This is a genomic window from uncultured Porphyromonas sp. (assembly GCF_900541275.1).
Classification (GTDB): Bacteria; Bacteroidota; Bacteroidia; order Bacteroidales; family Porphyromonadaceae; genus Porphyromonas_A.
This window is the reverse complement of sequence record NZ_UQJH01000001.1, coordinates 328,583-348,142: the sequence shown is the minus strand read 5'-3', so window position 1 is coordinate 348,142 and position 19,560 is coordinate 328,583. Positions and strand designations below refer to the sequence as shown.

Below are 19,560 nucleotides of genomic sequence, written 5' to 3'. Positions count from 1 at the left end.
TAATTATGAACGAAGAATACTATCTGCTCCTCGACACCTCCACTGAGGTCTGCTCTGTAGCCCTTGGCAGTCGGGATGAGATCGTGGACTACGAGGAGTCCAGCGGAACCAATAAGCACGCCGAGCAACTTGCTGCGATGGCAAGTCGTATGCTCAACCGATTCGATTACCGTCGGGACCTCCGCGGTGTCGGGGTCGCAGGTGGTCCCGGTAGCTACACCGGACTTCGCATAGGCGCCTCTTACGCTAAGGGTCTCTGCTGGTCTCTTGGCATACCACTCGTCTCCGTGATGACGACAGAGCTCCTTGCAATGACGCTCTTCGATATGGAGGATGAGCTTGACTACCCTAATGCACTCCTGATGCCGATGATTGACGCTCGCAGGATGGAGGTCTACACCGCTATCTATACCGGCAGCTATGGAGCTGACTACTCCGGTGTCGTTGTCCCTCAGACCGACATTGCTGCTGTGGTCCTCACTGATTCGAATAGTCGGCTCAGGATTAGAGAGATTGTCGGTGACAAGCTTCTCTATTACTTTGGTAACGGGGCAGAGAAGGCAAAGGGGCTCTTTGATGAGCTTCTACCCGGCTCCCATCTCATCTATGACCTGCACCCTCGTGCCGATGCTATGCTCAGTCGTGTCATTGAGAGCATAGCGCATGGAGCGACTGAGGATGTCGCCTACTGGGAGCCCTACTATCTCAAGGAGTACGAGGCAAAGAAAAGTATCAATAAGGTACTCTCCCGTCTTATGCACGATGCCTAATCCGCAAAGCCGTATTCGGCTAAAATAGAATCTTAAGAGCTTCGGGCTTGATTGCGTATCTAAATGCGTGACTGAGCCCGAAGTTTTTCACCCCTGACTAATCACGTACCTGATCAGGAGACGTCAAATGGGGCATATGGTTTGAAATGATCGGGCTAAGGAGGTATCATTGCACCCGCCTGCACATAATCAAATGTGGATCTCGGTACATCCGTATGGGGAATTGTCGCTGAGGTCAACGGGATAAAGCCAAACTCTAATTAAGAAATAAATAATGGGAACGCTTAAAGACCTGGGAGAGAGTGGTATTATTCAGATGCTAAGAGCACTGACTCGGGAGCATATGCCTGGCTTAGCGCTTGGCATCGGTGACGACTGCGCAATGTTTAGCTTCTACGATGATGCCTACTACTATCTTGTCTCGACAGATATGCTTGTGGAGCGAGTCCACTTCAAGGTGGGGCAAATGACCCCATACCAGCTTGGTCTGCGGTCTCTTGCTGTCAATCTAAGCGACATTGCTGCTATGGGTGGCACACCTATAGCGAGCTTTCTCTCCTTGGCGTTGCCTCCGCACCTGGACGAGAGCTGGATCAAGAGCTTCAGTGATGGGTATGCTTACCTGACCAATCGCCACCACACTGCTCTGCTGGGTGGCGACACGGTGCGGAGTAATGGAGATATAGTGGTTAGTGTCACGATCCTCGGCAAGGTACTTAAGGGGGATGAGAAGATCCGAAGTACCGCTCAGTCAGGTGATCTCATCGTGGTATCCGACACGCTTGGTGACTCTTGCGCAGGACGCTTGATCGCTGATGAGCGGAATAGGAGGGTTGAGGCACATGGCACCGAAGAGCAGACCCACCTCCTCCAGCGGTACTACGAGCCCTCTCCTCGACTAGCTCTGGGTCAGGCACTCTCTAAGATCCCCGGTGTGCACGCTATGATGGATATCTCCGATGGACTTGTCTCCGACCTTCCCAAGATCCTGTCTCAGTCGCATGTTGATGCCACAATACAGCTAGATAAGCTACCCATCTCTGACGAGTTGGAGACAGAGTGCTCCAAGCGTACCAAGTGGAGCAGCGAGACTATGGCTGTGACCGGAGGCGAGGACTACGAGTTGCTCTTTACCATATCCGAGAGTGATCTTGACCAGTTGCCCGAGCCGGACCGAAAAAGTGGCATCCCGCCTCTTACCGTCATAGGCAGAGTCAGCTCTATGCAGGGTGGTGAGCCTGTGATCCACTGGGAGAGGAAAAAAAGGCATGTGACGAGGGACTTCCGCCCCTACAATCACTTCCGATAAGAGACTCTCTTACCCATTGAGAAAAAGAAGAGTGTGTTCCTTACCCGGGTGGGTGGGGAACACACTCTTTTTTCTCTCAAAAGGGAGGACTTACAGTTGCTTGTCGATCAGACTGCGAAGCTCATCAAAGGAGCTTGCCCTCGCTACGATATCCCCTTGAGCATTGATCAGGAAAAGGGCAGGGAGGGAGCCTATGTTGTACAGCCCGATGAGTGAGGAGTATACCCCATCAGCGTCTCTCACATTGTGCCATGGCTGCTGAGCTACTCTGTTTTTCCACACATAGCTGTCCCCGTCAAAGCTGACCTGGTAGATCCTGAGACCACGTCCGGTGTAGGTCTGATAGAGGCTACTGATCTGACTCTGATAAGCTACGCTCCAGTCTGTGTCCATAGTGGTGAAGCTCAGCAGTGTCATATGATCCTTAGCTACTTCCGAGAGACGGACCTCCTTGCCATCGATGTTAGGAAGCGAGATGTCAAAGTAGCCGATGCGGTGAACCTCTGGACGCGACAGGGAGTCTACCTTAGCGATCTCCCGGGCGGCCTTCTCCTGCTGACGCACGACAGCTATTGAGCGAAGTGCAAGGTTGTAGAGATGGTCTCTCCGCTCACTCTCAGGATAGAAGGTGTCGTAAACATTAGCCACAGCGGCAAAGATGCGTGAGTCTTTCTTGTCGTAGATATTGAAAATAAGGTTGCCATCGATCTGCTGAAAGAGAGCAAAGTAGGCAACAGGGGACTTCGGATCCTCAAAGATCACCTCCTGGGCCACATCCTTGTAGCTCTGAAGAATGCTGTCCCTATGGCTGGCAAAGTCTACATAGGAGATCTTGCCGGCATCGTACTTCTGCACCAGCTGCGACATGGCGACATTAGCATCCAGCTGTGCGAGCCAGACGTGCTTGATCTTCTCCGCAGGGATCGAGCCCTCCACGGTGTACCCTGTGGCAAAACTCTGTGCATCGCTATTGATGGTTATCGTCTCTATGGAGTCGACGCTGAAGGGGATCACTTGCTTCTCCAGCCGGAGGCGGTAAAACTCCGGGTACTCAGGTGCCTCACCACCCATCTTGTACTTCCCTCGCTCATCGAGTACGACAGAGTCGATTGGCTCGATGGCGGTTAGTCCCTGGTGCTCCAGGAAGAGTGTCTTACCGACAGCACCGGTGATTGTCCCTTGGATCCTAAACTTGTTGCCCTCTCCGCTGCAGGAGGGGAGTATCACCAATAGACCCATGAAGAGGGTCGCTATGTGAGAGGTAAATAAGGTCTTATGACTCATTATACTAGGTGTTAGATGGCTGGAAATAGTGTCTTTACAGTAAGTTGCTCACTACCGGCATCGACGTGGATGACAAGTACTCCCATCCCCTCCAGCATCTGCCGGTCGAGGATGGTGGATCGGGAGGTGATGGTCTTGGTGTAGACCTTTTGTCCCTGTAGTGTGTATATTGAGAGGTCAGCCCCGCTCTCTGCACGATCGGCAAGCTGCACCAATACCTGCTCCCTGCTTATGGGCGTGAGGGTAAAGAGGGGCTGGCTCGTCGCTGATCGGTCGGACTCAGGATCACCTATCAGCGGATCCATCCAGAGAGCGATGGTGCCGCTATTGAGCGTCCTCGGGCTCCATTTATTTCCTGACCGGATCATCATCTGCCCGCCGGCACCGCTGTATTGCTGGTGAAGTATGGAGACCCCCTTAGGGAGAGACCGGGTAGGCACCGCCAGTATCAGCTCGCCCCTATCGGATAGCTCAAGGGGCTGGTCAAAGGGGATAAAGACTTCTCGGTACTTGATTCGGTCGTTCTCAGAGTCAAGTGTACCGTGGATGATCTTGCTGAGATCTGCCGGCAGGGTGAGTGCCGGTGTGTCATCCCCGGTGTATACCTCGAGGGTCATGGTCTCCTTGTCGCTCAGCTCATTGGGCTTCACCTGAGACATATCCAGCATCACATAGGCTCCATAGAGGAGCGTGTGAGGCTTCAGGATGTAGTGCTCACCGACCGCATCAGCACTGCCGAGGATTTCCTCTGCGCTGAGCTGAGTACCCCGTCCGGAGAGAGAGTCTCCCGTCAGAGCGGAGGAGACATGGGTGATCCGCTTTGCTCGGCTACGGGGTGAGCCATAGGGATCTCGACCATCACAGGTGAGGACACCGGCACCCCCGGGAGAGAGTGCACGCACAATGCTCTGTGTTGCTTCGCGATTCTGTGCCCAGACATTGGCAAGGGAGAAGAAGTAGTCCGCTGCCTTGGTTGAGCAAAAGGATCTGCCGGCAGAGAGTCCACCCATTACCCTCTTCTCCTTATCTATAAGGGGTGATCCCGATGAGCCGGCAGCTGTAGTCCCAACGTCCCAAGCAGTCACTTCGTAGTGCATGTGGTCACCGAAGTAGTGCATATCCGTCACACAAGTGACATTGATCTTGACGTCCTTATTGTAGTAGTTCACCCTCTTCGTCATGGCAAGGGGGTGATGGATGTTGACGTAACTCCCCTGAGGATGGCTCTCTGCCGTCCATCCGAGGTAATAGGGGCGGTAGCTCTCCGGGGGGATGTTATTGAGTCGGATCAGGCAGGCATCGGTCGGCTTGTCAAATCCAACAACGACGGCACCGCTTACCGACTGAGACATATCCGGCATCACCTCACCGCTACAGGAGGGGGACTCGTAATTAAAGATCGCCACAGTCCGCTCAGCCTGATGCTCTATGTCCATATGATTGAAGTTGACGGACAACACGTGAGCCGCTGTCAGGAGGTAGGGCGTCTTGTCTCCCTGAGTATTGCTGACCATGGTGCCACTGCCGATACCCACGCCATTGATGACTACGACCACCACAGCGCGCTTCATCTCATCAAGCCCCGGCATACAGACTACCTCCGGTGTACAAGAGAGTGAACTGCTGCCTCGACCGAAGTTAGAGCCAAAGATTGCCCGTGTGGAGAAAGGTCTTACGCCATGATTGATCTCACTCAGATGAAGTATTGGCTGCGTACCCGCCGGAGCCTGTAGCTCGATGACCACGTCGTCCGACTCGATCGGCTGTGTCGCCAGAGTACCTGAGGAACTTACATTTTCAGCTCCAAAGCCGCCGAGGACCTTGCTTCCGTCATCAGTGTAGACGAAGAGCATAGCACCCTCCGGGAGGCTCACTCTGTCAAAGAAAAAGCTCAGGCTGAGTGCCCCCGGTGAGCTGATCCTGTACTGCCACACCTGCCGCCCGTCCCTCAGACTGGTGTGCTGACCCAATGTGAGGAGGTCAATGTCCGTCTCCTCCTTGTGTGCGAAGAGATAGACCCGGAGAGCCTCCTTATCTGCTGCTTCCATAGCATGCAGAGCAGAGTCTCTGTCAAAAGTCCCAAGTCGGGACACCGGAAGGTGCAGCACGCTTCTTGTCGTCTCCCCTCCACCAATACCGACCGGGCGGCTACCCGGTGTGGCAATCTGAGCCGAGCAAAGAGCCGAGACGAGGAGGGCTACTCCGACTAATATATAGGTACGTAGTCTCATATCGCTACAAAATTACCTATTTTTTAATCTTAATCCGATCTGTTGGATGTTCATCGGTCAATTCTTTTACCGGTATTAGTGCGCTCTAATACCGGTAAAAGAATTTCCTAATATCGGTAAAAGAATTCTCTAATATCGGTATTAGTCCGATCGCTCAGGGCTGTGACCTGTCGGGCTGGATGTGAAGAGTTTCGCTCTTCCCCTCTCCGTAAGTGAGGATGAGTGTGAAAGGGACATTGCTGTGGACTGTGACCCGCGGTCTCTCTCCGGGTGTGCTACGCCGTGCGCAGTGGAGGTCAATGGATCCCTCGGGACCAAAAGGGTAACGATCAATCCCGTGCGCCTCGAGCTGACGGATGTCCCAGGTGATAGTCTCCTCCGGGTAGTCAGCCTCAATGCCGATGAGGTACTCAATCAGTAGAGCGATCGGTGCCAATCCACCCCAGCCGACAAAGTGATCCCGTGCCATAAATCCCGGCTCTATCTCCTCGGGTGCGTAGTACTCGTAGAAGGTACCTGTCCGCCTATAGACCTCAAGGACAGACTCATAGTGTCGCTTCGCAATCTTGTACGCAAGGTCTCTATAGCCTTGTCGCGAGAGACCCTTGATGACCATATAATTGGTCCCCGGCCAGACGCCTCCCTGCCAGTATCGACCGTTGGGTCGGTACTTGGGATGATCGGCGGAGAGAGAGGGAATGGGGTGGGGACGGGCAAATTCGCACTCCTCGGAGAGGTGAGCGACGAGGCGATCCATACGAGGTCTGTCCAGCACGTCAGTCATCAGTGCCCAGAAGGCTCCGATCCCTTTAGCATCGCAGAGTGTGCCATCTCGATATTGGTCGTAGAGAAATCCGCTCTTCTCGTCCCAGAGCTGAGTATTAACATAGTCCTTAAGCGCCAGAGCATCAGTCTCATAGTCCTCGATCTCCTGCCACCGCTCGATGTAGAAGCCCATCTCAAGGAGCTGGTAGGCGGTCATGATCTGCTGGAGATTGGTGTCAAGCCAGATCATATGTCCGTGAGAATAGATTGGGTTGTATCCCTCCGGCACACGTGGCATATTGTCCATCCCAGTTCCCCAGCCACTGCTCCAGTAGGTGCCGTTGCGCCAGGTGCGATTGAGCCGCAGCCAGTCGTAGTAGCCACAGAGCACCGGGAAGACGCGGTGAAGTCGCCCAAGGTCTCCGTACTGATGGTAGTAGACCATCTCGCACCATGGGAGAAGGTTGGGGCCGGTGGAGGTAGGGTCGTACCGCTCAAAGCAGTCGGCACCATCCGCCTTGATCTCCCTACAGATGAAGCCATCGGGGTGTTGCTTGGCGTAGAAATTGTCGAGCGTCCTCTGGAAGGGGAAGAATCGGGCACCATAGCGGGCAAACATCAGGATGAAGCAGTCGTCCCACATAAAGAGATTACCATTGTATGCTGTATCAATGTAAGTGGCGACAAATCCCGACCCTGCATCGGGCTGACGGATATTATTGACCGCGATCTTCCAGGCGTCCCAGTACATACGGATCTCAACGTCGTGTCCCTCCCAGTGTGGCAGAGGCAGGATTTCTCTTGCTTCGTCAAATGAACGGGGGCGAGTGATCTCCGGCTTCATCGTCCGGAAGGCATTGTCTGTGACGAAGACATTCTTGACATAAGTATTCTTGTAGGGCAACTTGTAGATGGAGTCGTTGCCTGAGCTGATCTGCGATGAGGCGATGAGGGAGGAGACCACAAGGGTCAGTAGGAGGAGTGGTAATCTATTTCTCATAAGCATCATAGGTGTGGGGTATCAGTGAGTTGATTGGTCGGACTATCTGCAGTGGTGCAGTGATGTATGCGACGGTACTCCTGAGGGGAGACCCCGAGGACTGAGCGGAATTGTCGGGAGAGGTTCTTCGGGCTGACAAAGCCCATCTCATCGCTCAGCTCAGTGATCGGCCGGTCTCCTGTGAGCAAGAGGTGGGCCAGCTTATCCACCCGGTATTTCATAATGTATTTCTGGATCGTCTGTCGGGTAGCGCGCTTAAATCGCACCTCCAAGTGTCGTCTCGAGAGAGGCACCTGAGCCACGACATCCATGACCGACAGCGGTTGGGTGGCATGGTCGTGGATGAAGCGGATGGCAGTGGCTACCTCATGGTCATTGATGGAGAGGATGTTACTGGAGGTCCGCTCAGTGATGCGGATGGGGCGCACGACCACATCCTCAAGGCGATCACTTCGCCCTGATAGGTAATGGTCGATCTGAGTGGCCGCTTCGTACCCTCCCTGTACAATGTCGAGTGCTATGCTGGAGAGGGGCGGATCAGCCAGACCACAGATGGTCTGGTCGTCGTCCACACCAAGAATGGCCACGTCTTGAGGAATGCTGATACTCGAGACGCTGCAGAGCTCGGATACACGGATCCCCTCATTGTCATCGCAAGCGAAGATCGCTGTCTCGGGCGGAAGACCCTCGAGAAATCGGATCAGATCCTCCTGGCGGAAGTCCCACACTTCGTCAATAGAGGTCTCTCTGTAGTCGGTGAGCTGGCTGCTTAGCCCCACCCTCTCTAAGTAGGACTTAAATCCGTAGTATCTCTCCTGAGACCAGAAGACATCCCGGTAGCCAATGAAAGCAAAGGAGGTGAACCCCTTCTGCACGAAGTACTCTGCTGCCATCTCACCGGTCCCTCGGTAGTCTCCCGTGACCGCTGAGAGTGAGGGGATAGGGACCTTGTAGTCCTGCGCCATGGCGAGGATACCCGCCTCTCTGAAACACTCGACCCGATCACCGGGATCAAACCGCCCGATGATTGCATCAGCGCCCCAGGCTTTGGCCCACTGGAGGACACCATCTAGACCATGCTGGCTCTTGTAGCTGGGGGGCATACGGCACACGGCCCAGCGGTCGTGCTCCTGTGCATAGGCTTGGATGCCGGCGAAGAGCTTGTAGGAGTAGGACTCCGTAAAGTCTGTCAGGAGGATCAGTCGTATCATATCACCTGTCAGATGGTTCAAGGAAGAGGATACTCTCCGGGATGGGCTGCCGTAGTAGACCCTTCCCTGTCAGGCCCACCTCGAGAGTCTGCCCCATATAGTCCTCGAAGTAGTCAATCCTCAGCCGATGCAGACCTGCCTCCAGAGCGACTACTCCCTCACGTAGGCGAGCGCTGTGACCTCCGTCATTATCTACCACCTTAGCTCCATCAATGTAGAGCACAGAGCCATCATCTGAGTAGGTATAGAAGCGGTAGAGCCCACGCTCGGGTATGCGGATGAGGGACTCGAAGATGTAGCCAAAGTGGTCCTCACGATCTGCTCCCTCAATAGAGGGGTAGGGCAGGGCTCCCTCCTTGACAAGTGTGGCGGTGGGGATCTGATCAGTCTGCTTGATCGTCCCGGTATAGTAGCGGTACCTCACCCCGTGTGTCGCTGAATCGAGAGATAGTGCCGGCAGATAGTGGGCTGACTCCTCCTCGTTGGAGTCAAAGCCGGAGGGGTAGTAGAAGGTGGCTCCTCGACCGCCCTCCGGGGTGGTTATCCAACTGTCGAAGCGCTGCTCGCCCTCGTGCAGGATGATCAGGCGTCCACCTCTCGGGAGGTCACCATAGGCGTCCAGTCCACTCACCCGTCCATAGCCGAGGGTGATGCCGTCGCGGATAGACAGCGCGTCATTGGCATGGTCGTGTCCACAGAAGACACCCATTACGCCACCTAAGTCCAGTAGTGTGCTGAAGAGTCCGCTATTCAGCGTGGAGGAGGAGATGCCTTCGCTGATATGCCCTTTCCCTTGATCTTTTAGCATCTCGAACTCCGGTATGGGTATGTGGAAGAAAATCATCGATGGAATGCTCACCCTGCCACTCTCGTCAAGGGTTTGAGCATGAGTTTTCCTAAGCCAGTCGATCTGATCGAAGTGGATGTGGTCGTAGTGGCTGACGAACTGGTCCCTGTAGTACTGTCCCGAGTCCAAGAGGTAGAGCAGGGCGGCGATCTCTCCTCCGGTGGAGCTCTCTATGCGGATCTCTTGATTGCCCTTCCCCTCAATGCCCTCCGGTCCCCTGAGACTGACGCAATAGGGCGTCCCCTCGAGGAGATCATAGATGGAGTCCTTGGATAGTACCTCTGCGTCGTGGTTACCAAGGAGAACACCGTAGGGCTGCCTCTCCTCCTCAAAGAACCGAGCGAGAGACCTCCAGCCCTCTACCGCAGGTCGCTCCGTGATGACATCACCGGTCAGCAGGACCAGGTCCGGTTGCTCTGAGCGGATCACCTCCCGAAGGATCTCGTAGGTGCGTGGGGTATTGGCGGAAGTGGGGTCAATGTGAAGATCGGTAAACTGAGCGATCCGAAACGTGCTGTCGGCTCTAAAGCGTAGCACCCCACGCTGATCTTGTGCCGATAGGGTGCTTAGGCTCAGGAGGAGTAGGACGATGGGTATAAGTAGTCGCTTCATGGCTTGATGGTCTCTTGGGTGCATCGCTCAGAGAGTCCGAGTAGGTGCATAACTTTATGGTAAATCTCGGTATTGTGGTATATGCCAGTGAAGTGGTCTGCTGACGGACCATAGAGGTATATCGGTACCAGCACGCCACTATGCCCCCCGGTGGAGAAGTTTCCCTCTACTTCGCCCCTCTCCTCGTCTCCCCCGAGGATGGTGAGTCCTCCGGTCTCGTGGTCTGCCGTGACGATGACTAGCGTCTCGCCATCGCCCTCCGCCCACTTCATAACTGTCCCTATGGCTCGGTCAAAGTCTGCCGTCTCCTGCATCAGTAGGTCGAGATCGTTGGTATGTCCGTAGTCGTCCAGCTGGGATCCCTCAATCATCAGGAAGAAACCCTCTGGCGTCTGCTTCGCTAAGTGATCAAGGGCAAGTCGTGAGGCCTCAGAGAGTAGTTCGCCTCGCTCCAGTGGTACAGGTACGTCCTTCTCAGCATAGACACAGAGTTCGCGTCCGGACGGACTCTTCTCACCTGCGGAGAAGTCCTTGAGGCTTCGGGTGACGCGATACCCTTTCTTCTCCATCTCGCGGAAGATATTGCGCCCATCAGGTCTGTCGGTAAAGACCTTTGCGCCTCCGCCCATGATGAGGTCACAATTGCTACCGGGGAATTGCCCGATGATCTCATAGGGTGCCTCTCGCTCAGCGCTGTGGGCGAGGAAGGCAGCCGGGGTGGCATCGTAGAGACGGCAGGTGCTGATCACTCCGGTACCGAGACCGGCACTGTGGGCGTGATCAATGATGGTGGCGTAGGGGCTATCGAGACTATCCACAGCGAGGGTGTGGTAGCGAGCCTTGTGCCCTGTACTCATCGCAGTGGCGGCTGCGGCGGAGTCGGTCACGAGCTTGTCGAGTGCTGTGGTGATGACCAGTCCGGTGGCCTGAGCGTTAGAGAGATTGATGTGTCCCTTATTGACAGTACGGAGGGCAGCAATGTGGGCTAGGCTCATACCATCGCCGATCATCAGGACGACGTTACGTACCTTCGTCCCTCCCACTGGGCGAACAGTTACGGTCTCGTAGGTGGAGGGTAGAGTGACAGTCTGACGGCTCGGCTCCTGTGCCGAAGCAGAGAGACCTAAGAGCAGAAGGCTTATGAGGAGGTGTTTGGCTGTAGCTTTCATGGATTATTTGTGCTTGAGGGTGGGTGTGGTGTAGTCTGTCTGACCGCGTCGACGGTACTCTAAGCGAAGACCCTTGCCCTCGGCACCTTGCCAGTAGACTAGGGTGAAGGGGTGGAGTCCGCGACTGAGTGCAACCTTGCCGGTTGCTGAGACGAAGGCGTGCGAGCCGTCATTGAGGACAATCGGTCGGTCGTGTATCCGTAGGACGGATCCATCATCGGAAGTGAGCCGAAACTCGTAGACATCGGTCTCCGGCACCTGGATAAATCCTGTGAAAGTAAGCGCAAAAAGGTCCTCCCTGTCTCGCATCTCGATCGAGGGCTGCTCGCAGACGCCGCGCCCGATGATGGGGAGCGAGGCGATCTGATCCGTACTCTCGACCGCCCCGGCGTGGAGCGTCCAATCGGCACCATCGGCAACGGAGGAAACATCTTGCGCTTGGGCGTACTCTGCCTTCGTGACGATGAGTGTGGTCGTGGGAGACGGGTCCAGTCCGTCTTTCTCGGCATAAGCTCGGAGGGTTGCGCTGCGAGTGAGGGTGATGGGCGTACCGGTATACTCCTTTTTCTCCCCCTCATCGATCGTGTAGTAGATTGTCGCTCCCGGGGTTGCTGAGGCTAAGCTTACGCTCACTTGGTCGTGGAAGAGCGTGATGTCATCCGAGCTGTAGACGGGAGACACGAAGTCCTTGCGGGTCATACTGTAGGGCCTCTCCTCTACCACGAAGTCATCCACAGGTTTGTCGGAGAGTGTGAAGGCGAGTGTGCCACCCTCAGTGAGCTCCTTGATGGTGACGAAGAGGCGGTGAAGCTCCTTCCCATTTAGGCTGATGAAGCGGACATAAGGATACTCTGCTGGATCCTTGTCGGTGGTAATGGTGAGCTTGCCTTTCGGGAGCGTCAGAGTCACCTCTCGGAAGCGAGGGGTGGTGATCTGGAGCTCTCCACTCACCGGTGTCACCGGATAGAGACCGAGGGCGGTGAAGAGATACCAAGCGGACATCTGACCGCAGTCCTCATTGCCGCTAATACCCTCCGGGGTGTCGTCGTACAATTCATCCAGGATCTGACGCGTCAGCTCTTGTGTACGGGAGGGACGACCGAGGTAATTGTAAAGGAAGGAAAGATGATGGCTCGGCTCATTGCCGTGAGCATACTGCCCGATGAGCCCTGTGATGTCCTGGAGGTCTCCTGCCGGTGTGGTATCGCTAAAGAGATTGTCGAGGGCATCGAGCATCCCGCCAGCTCCACCATGGAGAGCGATCATTCCCTCCACATCGTGCATAGGAGCAAAGCGATACTGCCAGCCATTGGCCTCGGTGTAGTCTTTGCTTAACTCGTAGGGGTCAAAGTCGGCTCCCCACGATCCGTCCTCATGTCGTCCGCGGAAGAACTTGGTGCTGCCGTCAAAGAGGTGGGTGTAATTCTGAGCTCGCTGGTAGTAGGTGTCCGCAATCTCTGTCTCCCCGAGTGCCTCCGCCATTCGAGCTATGCACCAGTCATCGTACGCATACTCGAGAGTGCAGGAGACGGACTCGTTGTGCGTATTGGCGGGAATGAATCCCAGTCGGGAGTAGGCATCGGAGCCTTTCTTATTGATGTTAGAGGATTTGATCATCGCCTTAAGCACCTCCAACGGATCAAGATTGCCAAGCTGTCCGCTGAGGTAGGCATCAGCCAGTACGGAGACGGCATGGTAGCCGATCATAGTGCGAGTCTCACCACCATAGAGCGGCCAAATGGGTAGCTCTCCTCCCTCACGGTACATCTGCATCATAGATCGGCAGAGATCCGGTACTACCTCCGGGAAAAGCAGGGTAAGGAGGGGGTGCTCCGCGCGGAAGGTGTCCCAGAGCGATAGGGTAGAGTAGCTCACGCCGGATGCCCGGTGGATCTCATCGTCCATACCCCGATAGCTTCCGTCGGCATCACTTATCCTATTGGGCGCAACAAGGGAGTGATAAAGGGCGGTGTAGAGGCAAGTGAGGTCCTCCTTCTTCCCCTCTTTTACCTTGACTTTAGAGAGAAGAGAACTCCACTGCTTTTCTGTATCGGCTTGTACTTGATCGAAAGTCGCGCCACATCTTGAGAGTTCCGCATTGAGATTTGCCTCCGCAGCCTCCATAGAGGTCTGTGAGAGCCCGACAAAGATCTCCACCATGCCTTCATCGCCGGCATCTAGAGACAGTATGGCCCGTATGGAGTCGCCCCTTGCGATCAGTCCATCCACCTCTTCTCCATTAAGGAAAAGCTTGGCTTCTCGTATCGGACGACTCAGGTGGGCGGCAAAGTAGACGTGCTGCCGAGGTACCCAGCCATTGGTGATCGTGTAGCCCCTCAGTGTACTCTCTGAGGTCTGTTCCAGTCCGCTTTCTACGATCTCGTCCCCTTTGATATTGACTAAGTCGATCAGGAGTGATGCTTCCTCTGCCCCCTTTGGGTAAGTGTAGCGATGGACACCCATAAGGGAGCTGGCAGTGAGCTCAGCCTTGATGCCGTTCTCGAGCTCCACGCTGTAGTAGCCTGCATGTGCCTTTTCGCGGTCGTGGCTAAATCCCACCTTGGGTAACCGCTCCTCGTCAATGTGCTCAGTGTAGCGCTCGCTGTCGATGGTGGGGAGGAAAATCACATCCCCGAGGTCACTGCATCCGGTACCGGAGAGGTGGGTGTGGGCAAAGCCGTAGAGCGAGTCGTCATCGTAGTGATACCCTGCACAGGCATCCCAGCCCTCCCAGCGAGTCTCCGGACTTAGTTGCACCATTCCCATCGGAGCAGTAGCTCCGGGGAACGTGTGCCCGTGAAATCCGGTTCCTACAAAGGGATCGACCAACTCATAGAGCCTCTCCGGATCGGGGATGATCAGTTCTTCTTTGGTACTCTTACCACAGGAGTAGAGCGGTGGAAGGCAGAGACACAGTCCGACCCCTACCGATAGCTTTACATTCATAGTTTAGAGTTGTTTATTTCGCAAAGTTTAATGATACCTCTCGCCTCAGGCATTCCGGCAAAGTCCATAAAGTAGATCCCACCGGGAAGCGGTTTCTCAATGGAAAGTATGGTCAGAGCAAAGGGGTTGACGATACGCGCAACAGCGAGAGGTACGGCCGGAGCAGACCCACTGAGATAGGTGATGCTCCAGTAATCCGGCTTCTTTGCAATGAGGTCAAGCGAGGCCTGTATTGCCAGTTTCTTATCCTCCATTCGGACGATGTCACTCACCTTGTACTGATCTTCGACGATCAGATAGAGTGGTGGCTTGGATGGGTTGGTAAGCCGGCACTCAAATATCGTGTTGTCTCTAAAGCCCTCAAAGTTGTGTGCCCATACTTCTCCTGTGACTGTGGTGCGATTTAGGATTACCATCTTCCCCTGTATATCTCTGACGGTTGTCTCGGGCGTTAGGTTGCCGGTGTATAGAAAATCCCGCACCTCCTCAGTACTGAGTGCTTTGGATAGTGAGTTGATGTAAGCCTGTCGGAATTGCGTGTCCCCCTTGGCATCATCCTCCTTACGAAAAGAGAGAAACAGGTACTCTTCAGGGTGCAACTTGAGGAAGTCTAAGAAAACCGGTAGTATATCCTCCGTCAGTTCCATCCTCTGAGGGATGATGCCATGATATATGTACATCTTACCCGATCCGTTATATCGGTCTACTAGACGCAGGTCAAAAGCTCGGATCCCAATGTTCAGCTGCCCGGAGATAGAGAGATCCTGACACTGTGCTGCAAGACCACCTCTTAGAGCCCCGGAGTCATGAGTCCCGGGTACCGCCAAGTCGATGACTCGAGGAGAGGAGTCTGGGATCTTTGGTAAAGTGATGTCGTTGCTCACACTCTCTGGGGAGAGCGTTGGTGACTCCTCCGGATCTCCGCCCAGGCTATGGCACCCGCTGAGGATAAAGAGAAGAAGAACGGGAAGTGTGTATAGTGCTGATTTATTCATCATTATAGTGAAGTATTCATTATTAATCATTAAAGCATTTAAGCAGGTCACTAGTATCCTCTGTACCTACAAAGTCAATGAAGTAGACTCCTCCGGGAACCATCTTCCTCTCTCTAAGAAGCAGGTATGCAAATGGATTGACCTCACGAGCCACCCTCTGCGGTGTTGTGTTTCCGGTGCCACTGAGGAAGGCGATCAGCCAGTGGTCTGGTAGACTGTCGGAGCGCTCGAGGACATCAGACAGGGCAGCCTTCTTGTCGCTCATCTTGGCAGTGTCCCGGATCATATACTCATCCTCCACCAATAGATCTAATGTACCGCCACATGGATTGACTAAGCGAGCCACAAAGGTGGTGTCGTCCTGAAATCCATCAAAGTAGGGCAGGCAGACATCCTCATCGATCCTTGTGCGGAGCAGGATGAGCAGTTTGCCACGCACTTCTGAGATCTTGGTCTCCCAAGTAAGCTGTCCTCTGTAGAGGAGCCGTGCTACTTCGGGTCTCTCCAGCGCACGCCGAAGAGATTCGCTGTATGCCTTCATTTCCTCCTGCGAGTGGCGCTCATCATCCTCCTTACGGAGTGACAAGATAACGAATTCGTCCGGATGGGCGTTGAGAAATTGGGTGAAAAGTGGCAGAACCTCCTCTGTGAACTCGAGTCCAAGCGACTCCTCACCATGATACAAATCCATATACCCGGACCCGTCATATCGGTCAACGAGTCGGAGGTCAAAGGCTCGGACACCGACCTCCAGCTGCTCCTCCAGCGTCAGGTCTTGGCACCGAAGCTGAGGCGAGGCGCTAAAGGCTGCGGCATCATGCGTCCCCACGATCGCTAGATCGATCAGTCTCGTCTCCGGCGCCCTCCCACAACCTCCTATCATACCTGAGGTCAGCAGTAGTGTGAGCAAGGTAGGAGTCAGTCTACTCTTCAGCTCGGGGAAAAATGATTGCATCTCGCATTGATAAATATAGAAATACCATACAGCCGCCTAGTAGAGAGCTGATCTAACTCTCGGCTAGGCGGCTGAAAAATAAAAAGGTTAGGCTGACTTTAGACTCATCGACCCACAGCAGCTTCCACCTGCAGACGCAGACCTACGACCTTTCCCTCTTGGAGGTCAAAAAGCTTCTCACTTGACCTTAGCAGATAGGACTTAGGAGCCATAATAAAGAGGGCCACGTCTCCGTTGTCAGAGAGGTTTACCATTTTCTTCTCATACCCCTTTATCTCATTGATCTGGCTAATCATTGACTTGCTTCCTGATCCAAGTAGGAAGATCGAGGAGGGAAAATTAGTTTCCGTCAAAAGTCGTTTGTTGAGAGCGTCCGGGTCTCCGCTCTCATTCAGTGTGACGAGACCGAGGTTTATGTCATAGCTGAGTTGCTTTTCTCCGGTTGCCATAAGCTTCAGACCGGCAGTAGTCAAGAAACAACCAGTTCCGGATAGGGATTTCCCTTCAAACTTTTGAGCCCAGTCCTTAGCTAAGAGGAGATTTCCGCTCTTTAGGGAGCTTGGGTTAAATATCGGGAAGCACTTAACTGCATCCGAAATGACCGCATTAGGGGAAAACTCTCGTCCATCCTTGCTGTATGGACTAACGCCCATAAGCATATAGGCAGATACTTTTTCTCTTGGGAGAGAAACTAATTTTCTGCACACAGCTTCGTAGTCTGATAGAGAGCTCCCCAGATTTTCGCCATCCTTATTGGTAACAACCAAGAGAGATATGGTACGATTCTTATTCCACTCCGGAGTTTTTGTCTCCTCATTCGTGTCAGGAATTTTAGGCTCCGGCTGGGGGCTTGGTGAGGGCTTTTGTCCCCCACAACTGCTAAGAAATAGCAGGCAGCAGGCAGCCAAGGCAACCTTACTATTCCTAATCCTTCTATCAACTCCTATCATAATGTAAGGTCCATATATACGGAGGCGTGATCGGATATATCATAGCTGGCACCCTCATGATTGATGCGAAAGGGATCAACCTTTGGGGATCCACACTTGATATCGGGTGTGGTGAGTATGTAGTCCACCCAATGGTTTGCTGTGATAGCGAGCTTATTCCCAAAGAGACCGAGCGCGTAACTAACCGTGCCGGGGTCAGTATTGAAGTCGCCCATCATAATTATGGGGCGATTCGTCTCAAAGACCTCGTTTCTCTTGAGAATTTCAGAAAGCTGCTCCACTTGCCCTCCTGTATGGTCCAGGTGGGTACCTACTACACGGATCACCTTCCCATTAGGCAGAAGGAGATCAGCCCAGAAAACACTCCGAGGATCAGACGATCCCGTAGGCATTGACAGCCTACGGCAGTCCATCCGGATGATCGGATAGCGAGAAAGGATTCCATTCCCATAGAGTCCTGCACCTCTATTGAGCTCCGAGCGGTCGTAAGACTTACAGAAGTAGTAGAGCATTCCCAAATGCCCCGCAAGCTCCGCCAGTGGGTTACGATCACCAAGAGCATCCGTGTAGACCTCAAGCTCGTTAATCACGCAGATGTCGGGCGATACTTTGTCAAAGGCATCAAAGAAGGGCTTCATCACATACTTGTGACCGAGAGTAGTCTCAACAGCCCCCTCGAATGACTTGACATTATAGGTCATAACACGGATCGTCTGCGCATCTGTTGTCCACGATAGCCATTGGGCAGACAGGGCAAGAAGGAGTGCTAGAGCGATCCGTCCTGCTCGATTAGTAGCCAACATTTTGCTTCAGGTGCTTAGAGCCGTCAATGGCGGACTGAGGGATCGGGAAGACCTTATTCACAGCAGGGTTAAACTTACGTGCCGGCCAGACCTCGATCAGCTTCTTCTCGCCCTTGCCTGTTGTAGGATCGTATGTCTTCCCATAGTAATTGAGATCAAATCCGTGCAGGGGTTGCTCTAAGAGATCAAAGTCACCCCAGCGCATCAGATCAAGCCATCTCGGGGTCAGAAACTCAAACGCCAGCTCACAGCGACGCTCTTGCTTGAGCTCCGCCTTGGTCCCTTGAGAGTTGGAAGACAGCCCGGCACGGGTCCTGATCTGGTTGAGGATAGAGACCGCCTCAGCATTTCCCTCTCCCTTCGTCCAGATCAGAGCTTCTGCTTTCATAAGCAGGATATCAGCATATCTCAGAACTACCATTCCGAGAGTAGTACACATAAAGTTACCATTGTTGAAGAACTCCTTACCTGCATTGTCAGTTGTCCTATAGGGACTGATCCACTTTGTTAGGAGGATATTGGCAGGGGTGGACGGCTGGCGTTTGTCATCAATGGTTCGGATTTCCTTTCCTTGCTTATCCTTGGAGATCTCGGGCTCTCCCAGCTTAAAGTCCAGATCCATAAATACTACTCTGTCACCGGGCCCTGCAAAAGACGCTTGGCGACGCACATCACCCTCCTCGTATGCTTCGTAGAGCTCAGCTGTGGGACAAAAGTATCCCCATGTGTTGAACCTCCCGAAGCCTCCGTTCTGGAAACTCATCCCATGCCACTTGGGTCCGGCTGCTGCTGTAGCTGATCCGAGGAATGAAAAAATGTACTCGGAAGAGAAGTTATTCTTGGCAGTGAAGAGTGTTGAGAAGTCTGGGTACAGAGACCGCTTGTCGACTCCTGAGAGTTGGATGATCTTATCGCAGTACTCTATCACTTTGTCGTAATACTTCGCATCGAATTGGGATGCATATAGCGCTGCTCGGGCGGCAAGGCCCCATGCTGCTGCCTTCCACGGACGCCCGTATTGGTCCTCAGATTGCTGGGAGAAGAGAGGTAGGTGTGCAGCCGCCTGATCCATATCCGAGATGATCAGATCGTAATTCTCAAGGACACTCTTGGGTCGCTCGGTGTCCATTTCTGATACCGGTGTCTTGTCAGTAATGATGGGGATCCCTCCATTGGGACCATCATCGCCGTGCCAGGGAGCCAGCCAGAGATAGGCCATTCCACGATAGAAGTAGGCGTTGCCAAGGACGTAGTCTCTTAGCTCTCCATCTACATGGAGATTGTCTACAGCCTTGATCAGCTCGTTGGCTGAGCTGATCACCTGATACATACGATCCCAGTTCTCATTCCAGTCACGACCATTATTGGCGTCCATAGTGAAGTTCTTGATCTGAGCTGCTTCGGCTTGATTACGACCGGTGATGCAGTTGTCAGATGCGTTCTCCATCCACATGTAGCCACGACCTGTCGTTCCTTCCTCGCTCGTGAAGCGATTGAGTGCATCTACTGCGAGACGGAGGTTGTTTGGATCCTTGTAGAAGTCCTTATTTGTGTCTCCGTTGGCATAAGGCTCGTGATTGAGGAAGTCGCTATCAGCACACGAGGTAATGAGCGATCCGCTGCCGATAAGTATCAGCCCGGCGCAGAGTCCGGAGAGTATGCTTTTTGTATTGGGTGTCATAGTCGTATTCGTTCTTATTCGATCCATTATAA

15 protein-coding genes are annotated in these 19,560 nt (G+C 53.8%); 3 read left to right on the top strand and 12 right to left on the bottom strand.

Annotated features, from left to right (window positions below; genetic code table 11):
- Positions 1–5: 5 nt before the first annotated feature.
- A complete protein-coding gene (gene tsaB / locus QZR17_RS01415) occupies positions 6–770 on the top strand; it encodes a tRNA (adenosine(37)-N6)-threonylcarbamoyltransferase complex dimerization subunit type 1 TsaB (RefSeq protein WP_297126697.1) in 765 nt (254 codons plus the stop codon).
- Positions 771–1,044: 274 nt separating this feature from the next.
- Positions 1,045–2,079 carry a thiamine-phosphate kinase gene (gene thiL / locus QZR17_RS01410; protein WP_297126694.1) on the top strand — a complete coding sequence of 345 codons (1,035 nt, stop codon included), beginning with the start codon at positions 1,045–1,047 and terminating at the stop codon, positions 2,077–2,079.
- Between the two features lie 90 nt (positions 2,080–2,169).
- On the opposite strand, the gene QZR17_RS01405 is transcribed toward thiL, so the two are convergent.
- Both QZR17_RS01405 and QZR17_RS01400 read right to left on the bottom strand, forming a co-directional pair.
- Entirely contained in the window at positions 2,170–3,363 is a 1,194-nt protein-coding gene (locus tag QZR17_RS01405; RefSeq protein WP_297126692.1) for a DUF4369 domain-containing protein, read from the bottom strand.
- Positions 3,364–3,374: 11 nt separating this feature from the next.
- Entirely contained in the window at positions 3,375–5,411 is a 2,037-nt protein-coding gene (locus tag QZR17_RS01400) for a trypsin-like peptidase domain-containing protein (RefSeq protein WP_297126689.1), read from the bottom strand.
- 3 nt (positions 5,412–5,414) lie between these two features.
- On the opposite strand from QZR17_RS01400, the gene QZR17_RS01395 reads away from it, so the two are divergent.
- Positions 5,415–5,573 carry a hypothetical protein gene (locus QZR17_RS01395; protein WP_297126686.1) on the top strand — a complete coding sequence of 53 codons (159 nt, stop codon included), beginning with the start codon at positions 5,415–5,417 and terminating at the stop codon, positions 5,571–5,573.
- 175 nt (positions 5,574–5,748) lie between these two features.
- Here the strand turns inward: QZR17_RS01395 and QZR17_RS01390 are convergent, their stop codons facing one another.
- From QZR17_RS01390 to QZR17_RS01345, 10 genes are all read right to left on the bottom strand, one after another.
- On the bottom strand, positions 5,749–7,365 hold the full coding sequence (locus QZR17_RS01390; RefSeq protein WP_297127141.1) for a trehalase family glycosidase: 1,617 nt from the start codon (positions 7,363–7,365) through the stop codon (positions 5,749–5,751).
- Positions 7,365–8,570 carry a DNA-binding transcriptional regulator gene (locus QZR17_RS01385; RefSeq protein ID WP_296158972.1) on the bottom strand — a complete coding sequence of 402 codons (1,206 nt, stop codon included), beginning with the start codon at positions 8,568–8,570 and terminating at the stop codon, positions 7,365–7,367. The genes QZR17_RS01390 and QZR17_RS01385 overlap by 1 nt, the downstream gene beginning before the upstream one ends.
- Position 8,571: 1 nt before the next feature.
- Positions 8,572–10,029: a metallophosphoesterase gene (locus QZR17_RS01380; RefSeq protein ID WP_297126683.1), complete on the bottom strand. Its 1,458-nt coding sequence runs from the start codon at positions 10,027–10,029 to the stop codon at positions 8,572–8,574.
- Positions 10,026–11,198, bottom strand: a complete 1,173-nt coding sequence (locus tag QZR17_RS01375) for an alkaline phosphatase (RefSeq protein WP_297126680.1) — start codon at positions 11,196–11,198, stop codon at positions 10,026–10,028. The genes QZR17_RS01380 and QZR17_RS01375 overlap by 4 nt, the downstream gene beginning before the upstream one ends.
- A gap of 3 nt (positions 11,199–11,201) precedes the next feature.
- Positions 11,202–14,144: a GH92 family glycosyl hydrolase gene (locus tag QZR17_RS01370; RefSeq protein ID WP_297126677.1), complete on the bottom strand. Its 2,943-nt coding sequence runs from the start codon at positions 14,142–14,144 to the stop codon at positions 11,202–11,204.
- Positions 14,141–15,190, bottom strand: coding sequence for a phosphatidylinositol-specific phospholipase C domain-containing protein (locus tag QZR17_RS01365; protein WP_297126675.1), 1,050 nt, complete (start codon positions 15,188–15,190; stop codon positions 14,141–14,143). The genes QZR17_RS01370 and QZR17_RS01365 overlap by 4 nt, the downstream gene beginning before the upstream one ends.
- Positions 15,162–16,022: a phosphatidylinositol-specific phospholipase C domain-containing protein gene (locus tag QZR17_RS01360; protein ID WP_297126672.1), complete on the bottom strand. Its 861-nt coding sequence runs from the start codon at positions 16,020–16,022 to the stop codon at positions 15,162–15,164. Before QZR17_RS01360 ends, QZR17_RS01365 begins: the two co-directional genes overlap by 29 nt.
- Before the next feature lie 176 nt (positions 16,023–16,198).
- Entirely contained in the window at positions 16,199–17,044 is an 846-nt protein-coding gene (locus QZR17_RS01355; protein ID WP_297126669.1) for a hypothetical protein, read from the bottom strand.
- Positions 17,041–17,847, bottom strand: coding sequence for an endonuclease/exonuclease/phosphatase family protein (locus QZR17_RS01350; RefSeq protein ID WP_297126666.1), 807 nt, complete (start codon positions 17,845–17,847; stop codon positions 17,041–17,043). Before QZR17_RS01350 ends, QZR17_RS01355 begins: the two co-directional genes overlap by 4 nt.
- A complete protein-coding gene (locus QZR17_RS01345; RefSeq protein WP_297126662.1) occupies positions 17,834–19,528 on the bottom strand; it encodes a RagB/SusD family nutrient uptake outer membrane protein in 1,695 nt (564 codons plus the stop codon). Before QZR17_RS01345 ends, QZR17_RS01350 begins: the two co-directional genes overlap by 14 nt.
- Between the last annotated feature and the right edge of the window lie 32 nt (positions 19,529–19,560).

Bases quoted from the DNA above. Each gene is read 5' to 3' on its own strand.
- QZR17_RS01370 (WP_297126677.1), bottom strand. From the start codon at position 14,144: ATGAATGTAAAGCTATCGGTAGGGGTCGGACTGTGTCTCTGCCTTCCA.
- QZR17_RS01390 (WP_297127141.1), bottom strand. From the start codon at position 7,365: ATGCTTATGAGAAATAGATTACCACTCCTCCTACTGACCCTTGTGGTC.
- QZR17_RS01375 (WP_297126680.1), bottom strand. From the start codon at position 11,198: ATGAAAGCTACAGCCAAACACCTCCTCATAAGCCTTCTGCTCTTAGGT.
- QZR17_RS01360 (WP_297126672.1), bottom strand. From the start codon at position 16,022: ATGATAGGAGGTTGTGGGAGGGCGCCGGAGACGAGACTGATCGATCTA.
- QZR17_RS01405 (WP_297126692.1), bottom strand. From the start codon at position 3,363: ATGAGTCATAAGACCTTATTTACCTCTCACATAGCGACCCTCTTCATG.
- QZR17_RS01400 (WP_297126689.1), bottom strand. From the start codon at position 5,411: ATGGAAGCAGCAGATAAGGAGGCTCTCCGGGTCTATCTCTTCGCACAC.
- tsaB (WP_297126697.1), top strand. From the start codon at position 6: ATGAACGAAGAATACTATCTGCTCCTCGACACCTCCACTGAGGTCTGC.
- QZR17_RS01395 (WP_297126686.1), top strand. From the start codon at position 5,415: ATGCAGAGCAGAGTCTCTGTCAAAAGTCCCAAGTCGGGACACCGGAAG.
- thiL (WP_297126694.1), top strand. From the start codon at position 1,045: ATGGGAACGCTTAAAGACCTGGGAGAGAGTGGTATTATTCAGATGCTA.
- QZR17_RS01355 (WP_297126669.1), bottom strand. From the start codon at position 17,044: ATGATAGGAGTTGATAGAAGGATTAGGAATAGTAAGGTTGCCTTGGCT.
- QZR17_RS01345 (WP_297126662.1), bottom strand. From the start codon at position 19,528: ATGACACCCAATACAAAAAGCATACTCTCCGGACTCTGCGCCGGGCTG.
- QZR17_RS01350 (WP_297126666.1), bottom strand. From the start codon at position 17,847: ATGTTGGCTACTAATCGAGCAGGACGGATCGCTCTAGCACTCCTTCTT.
- QZR17_RS01385 (WP_296158972.1), bottom strand. From the start codon at position 8,570: ATGATACGACTGATCCTCCTGACAGACTTTACGGAGTCCTACTCCTAC.
- QZR17_RS01380 (WP_297126683.1), bottom strand. From the start codon at position 10,029: ATGAAGCGACTACTTATACCCATCGTCCTACTCCTCCTGAGCCTAAGC.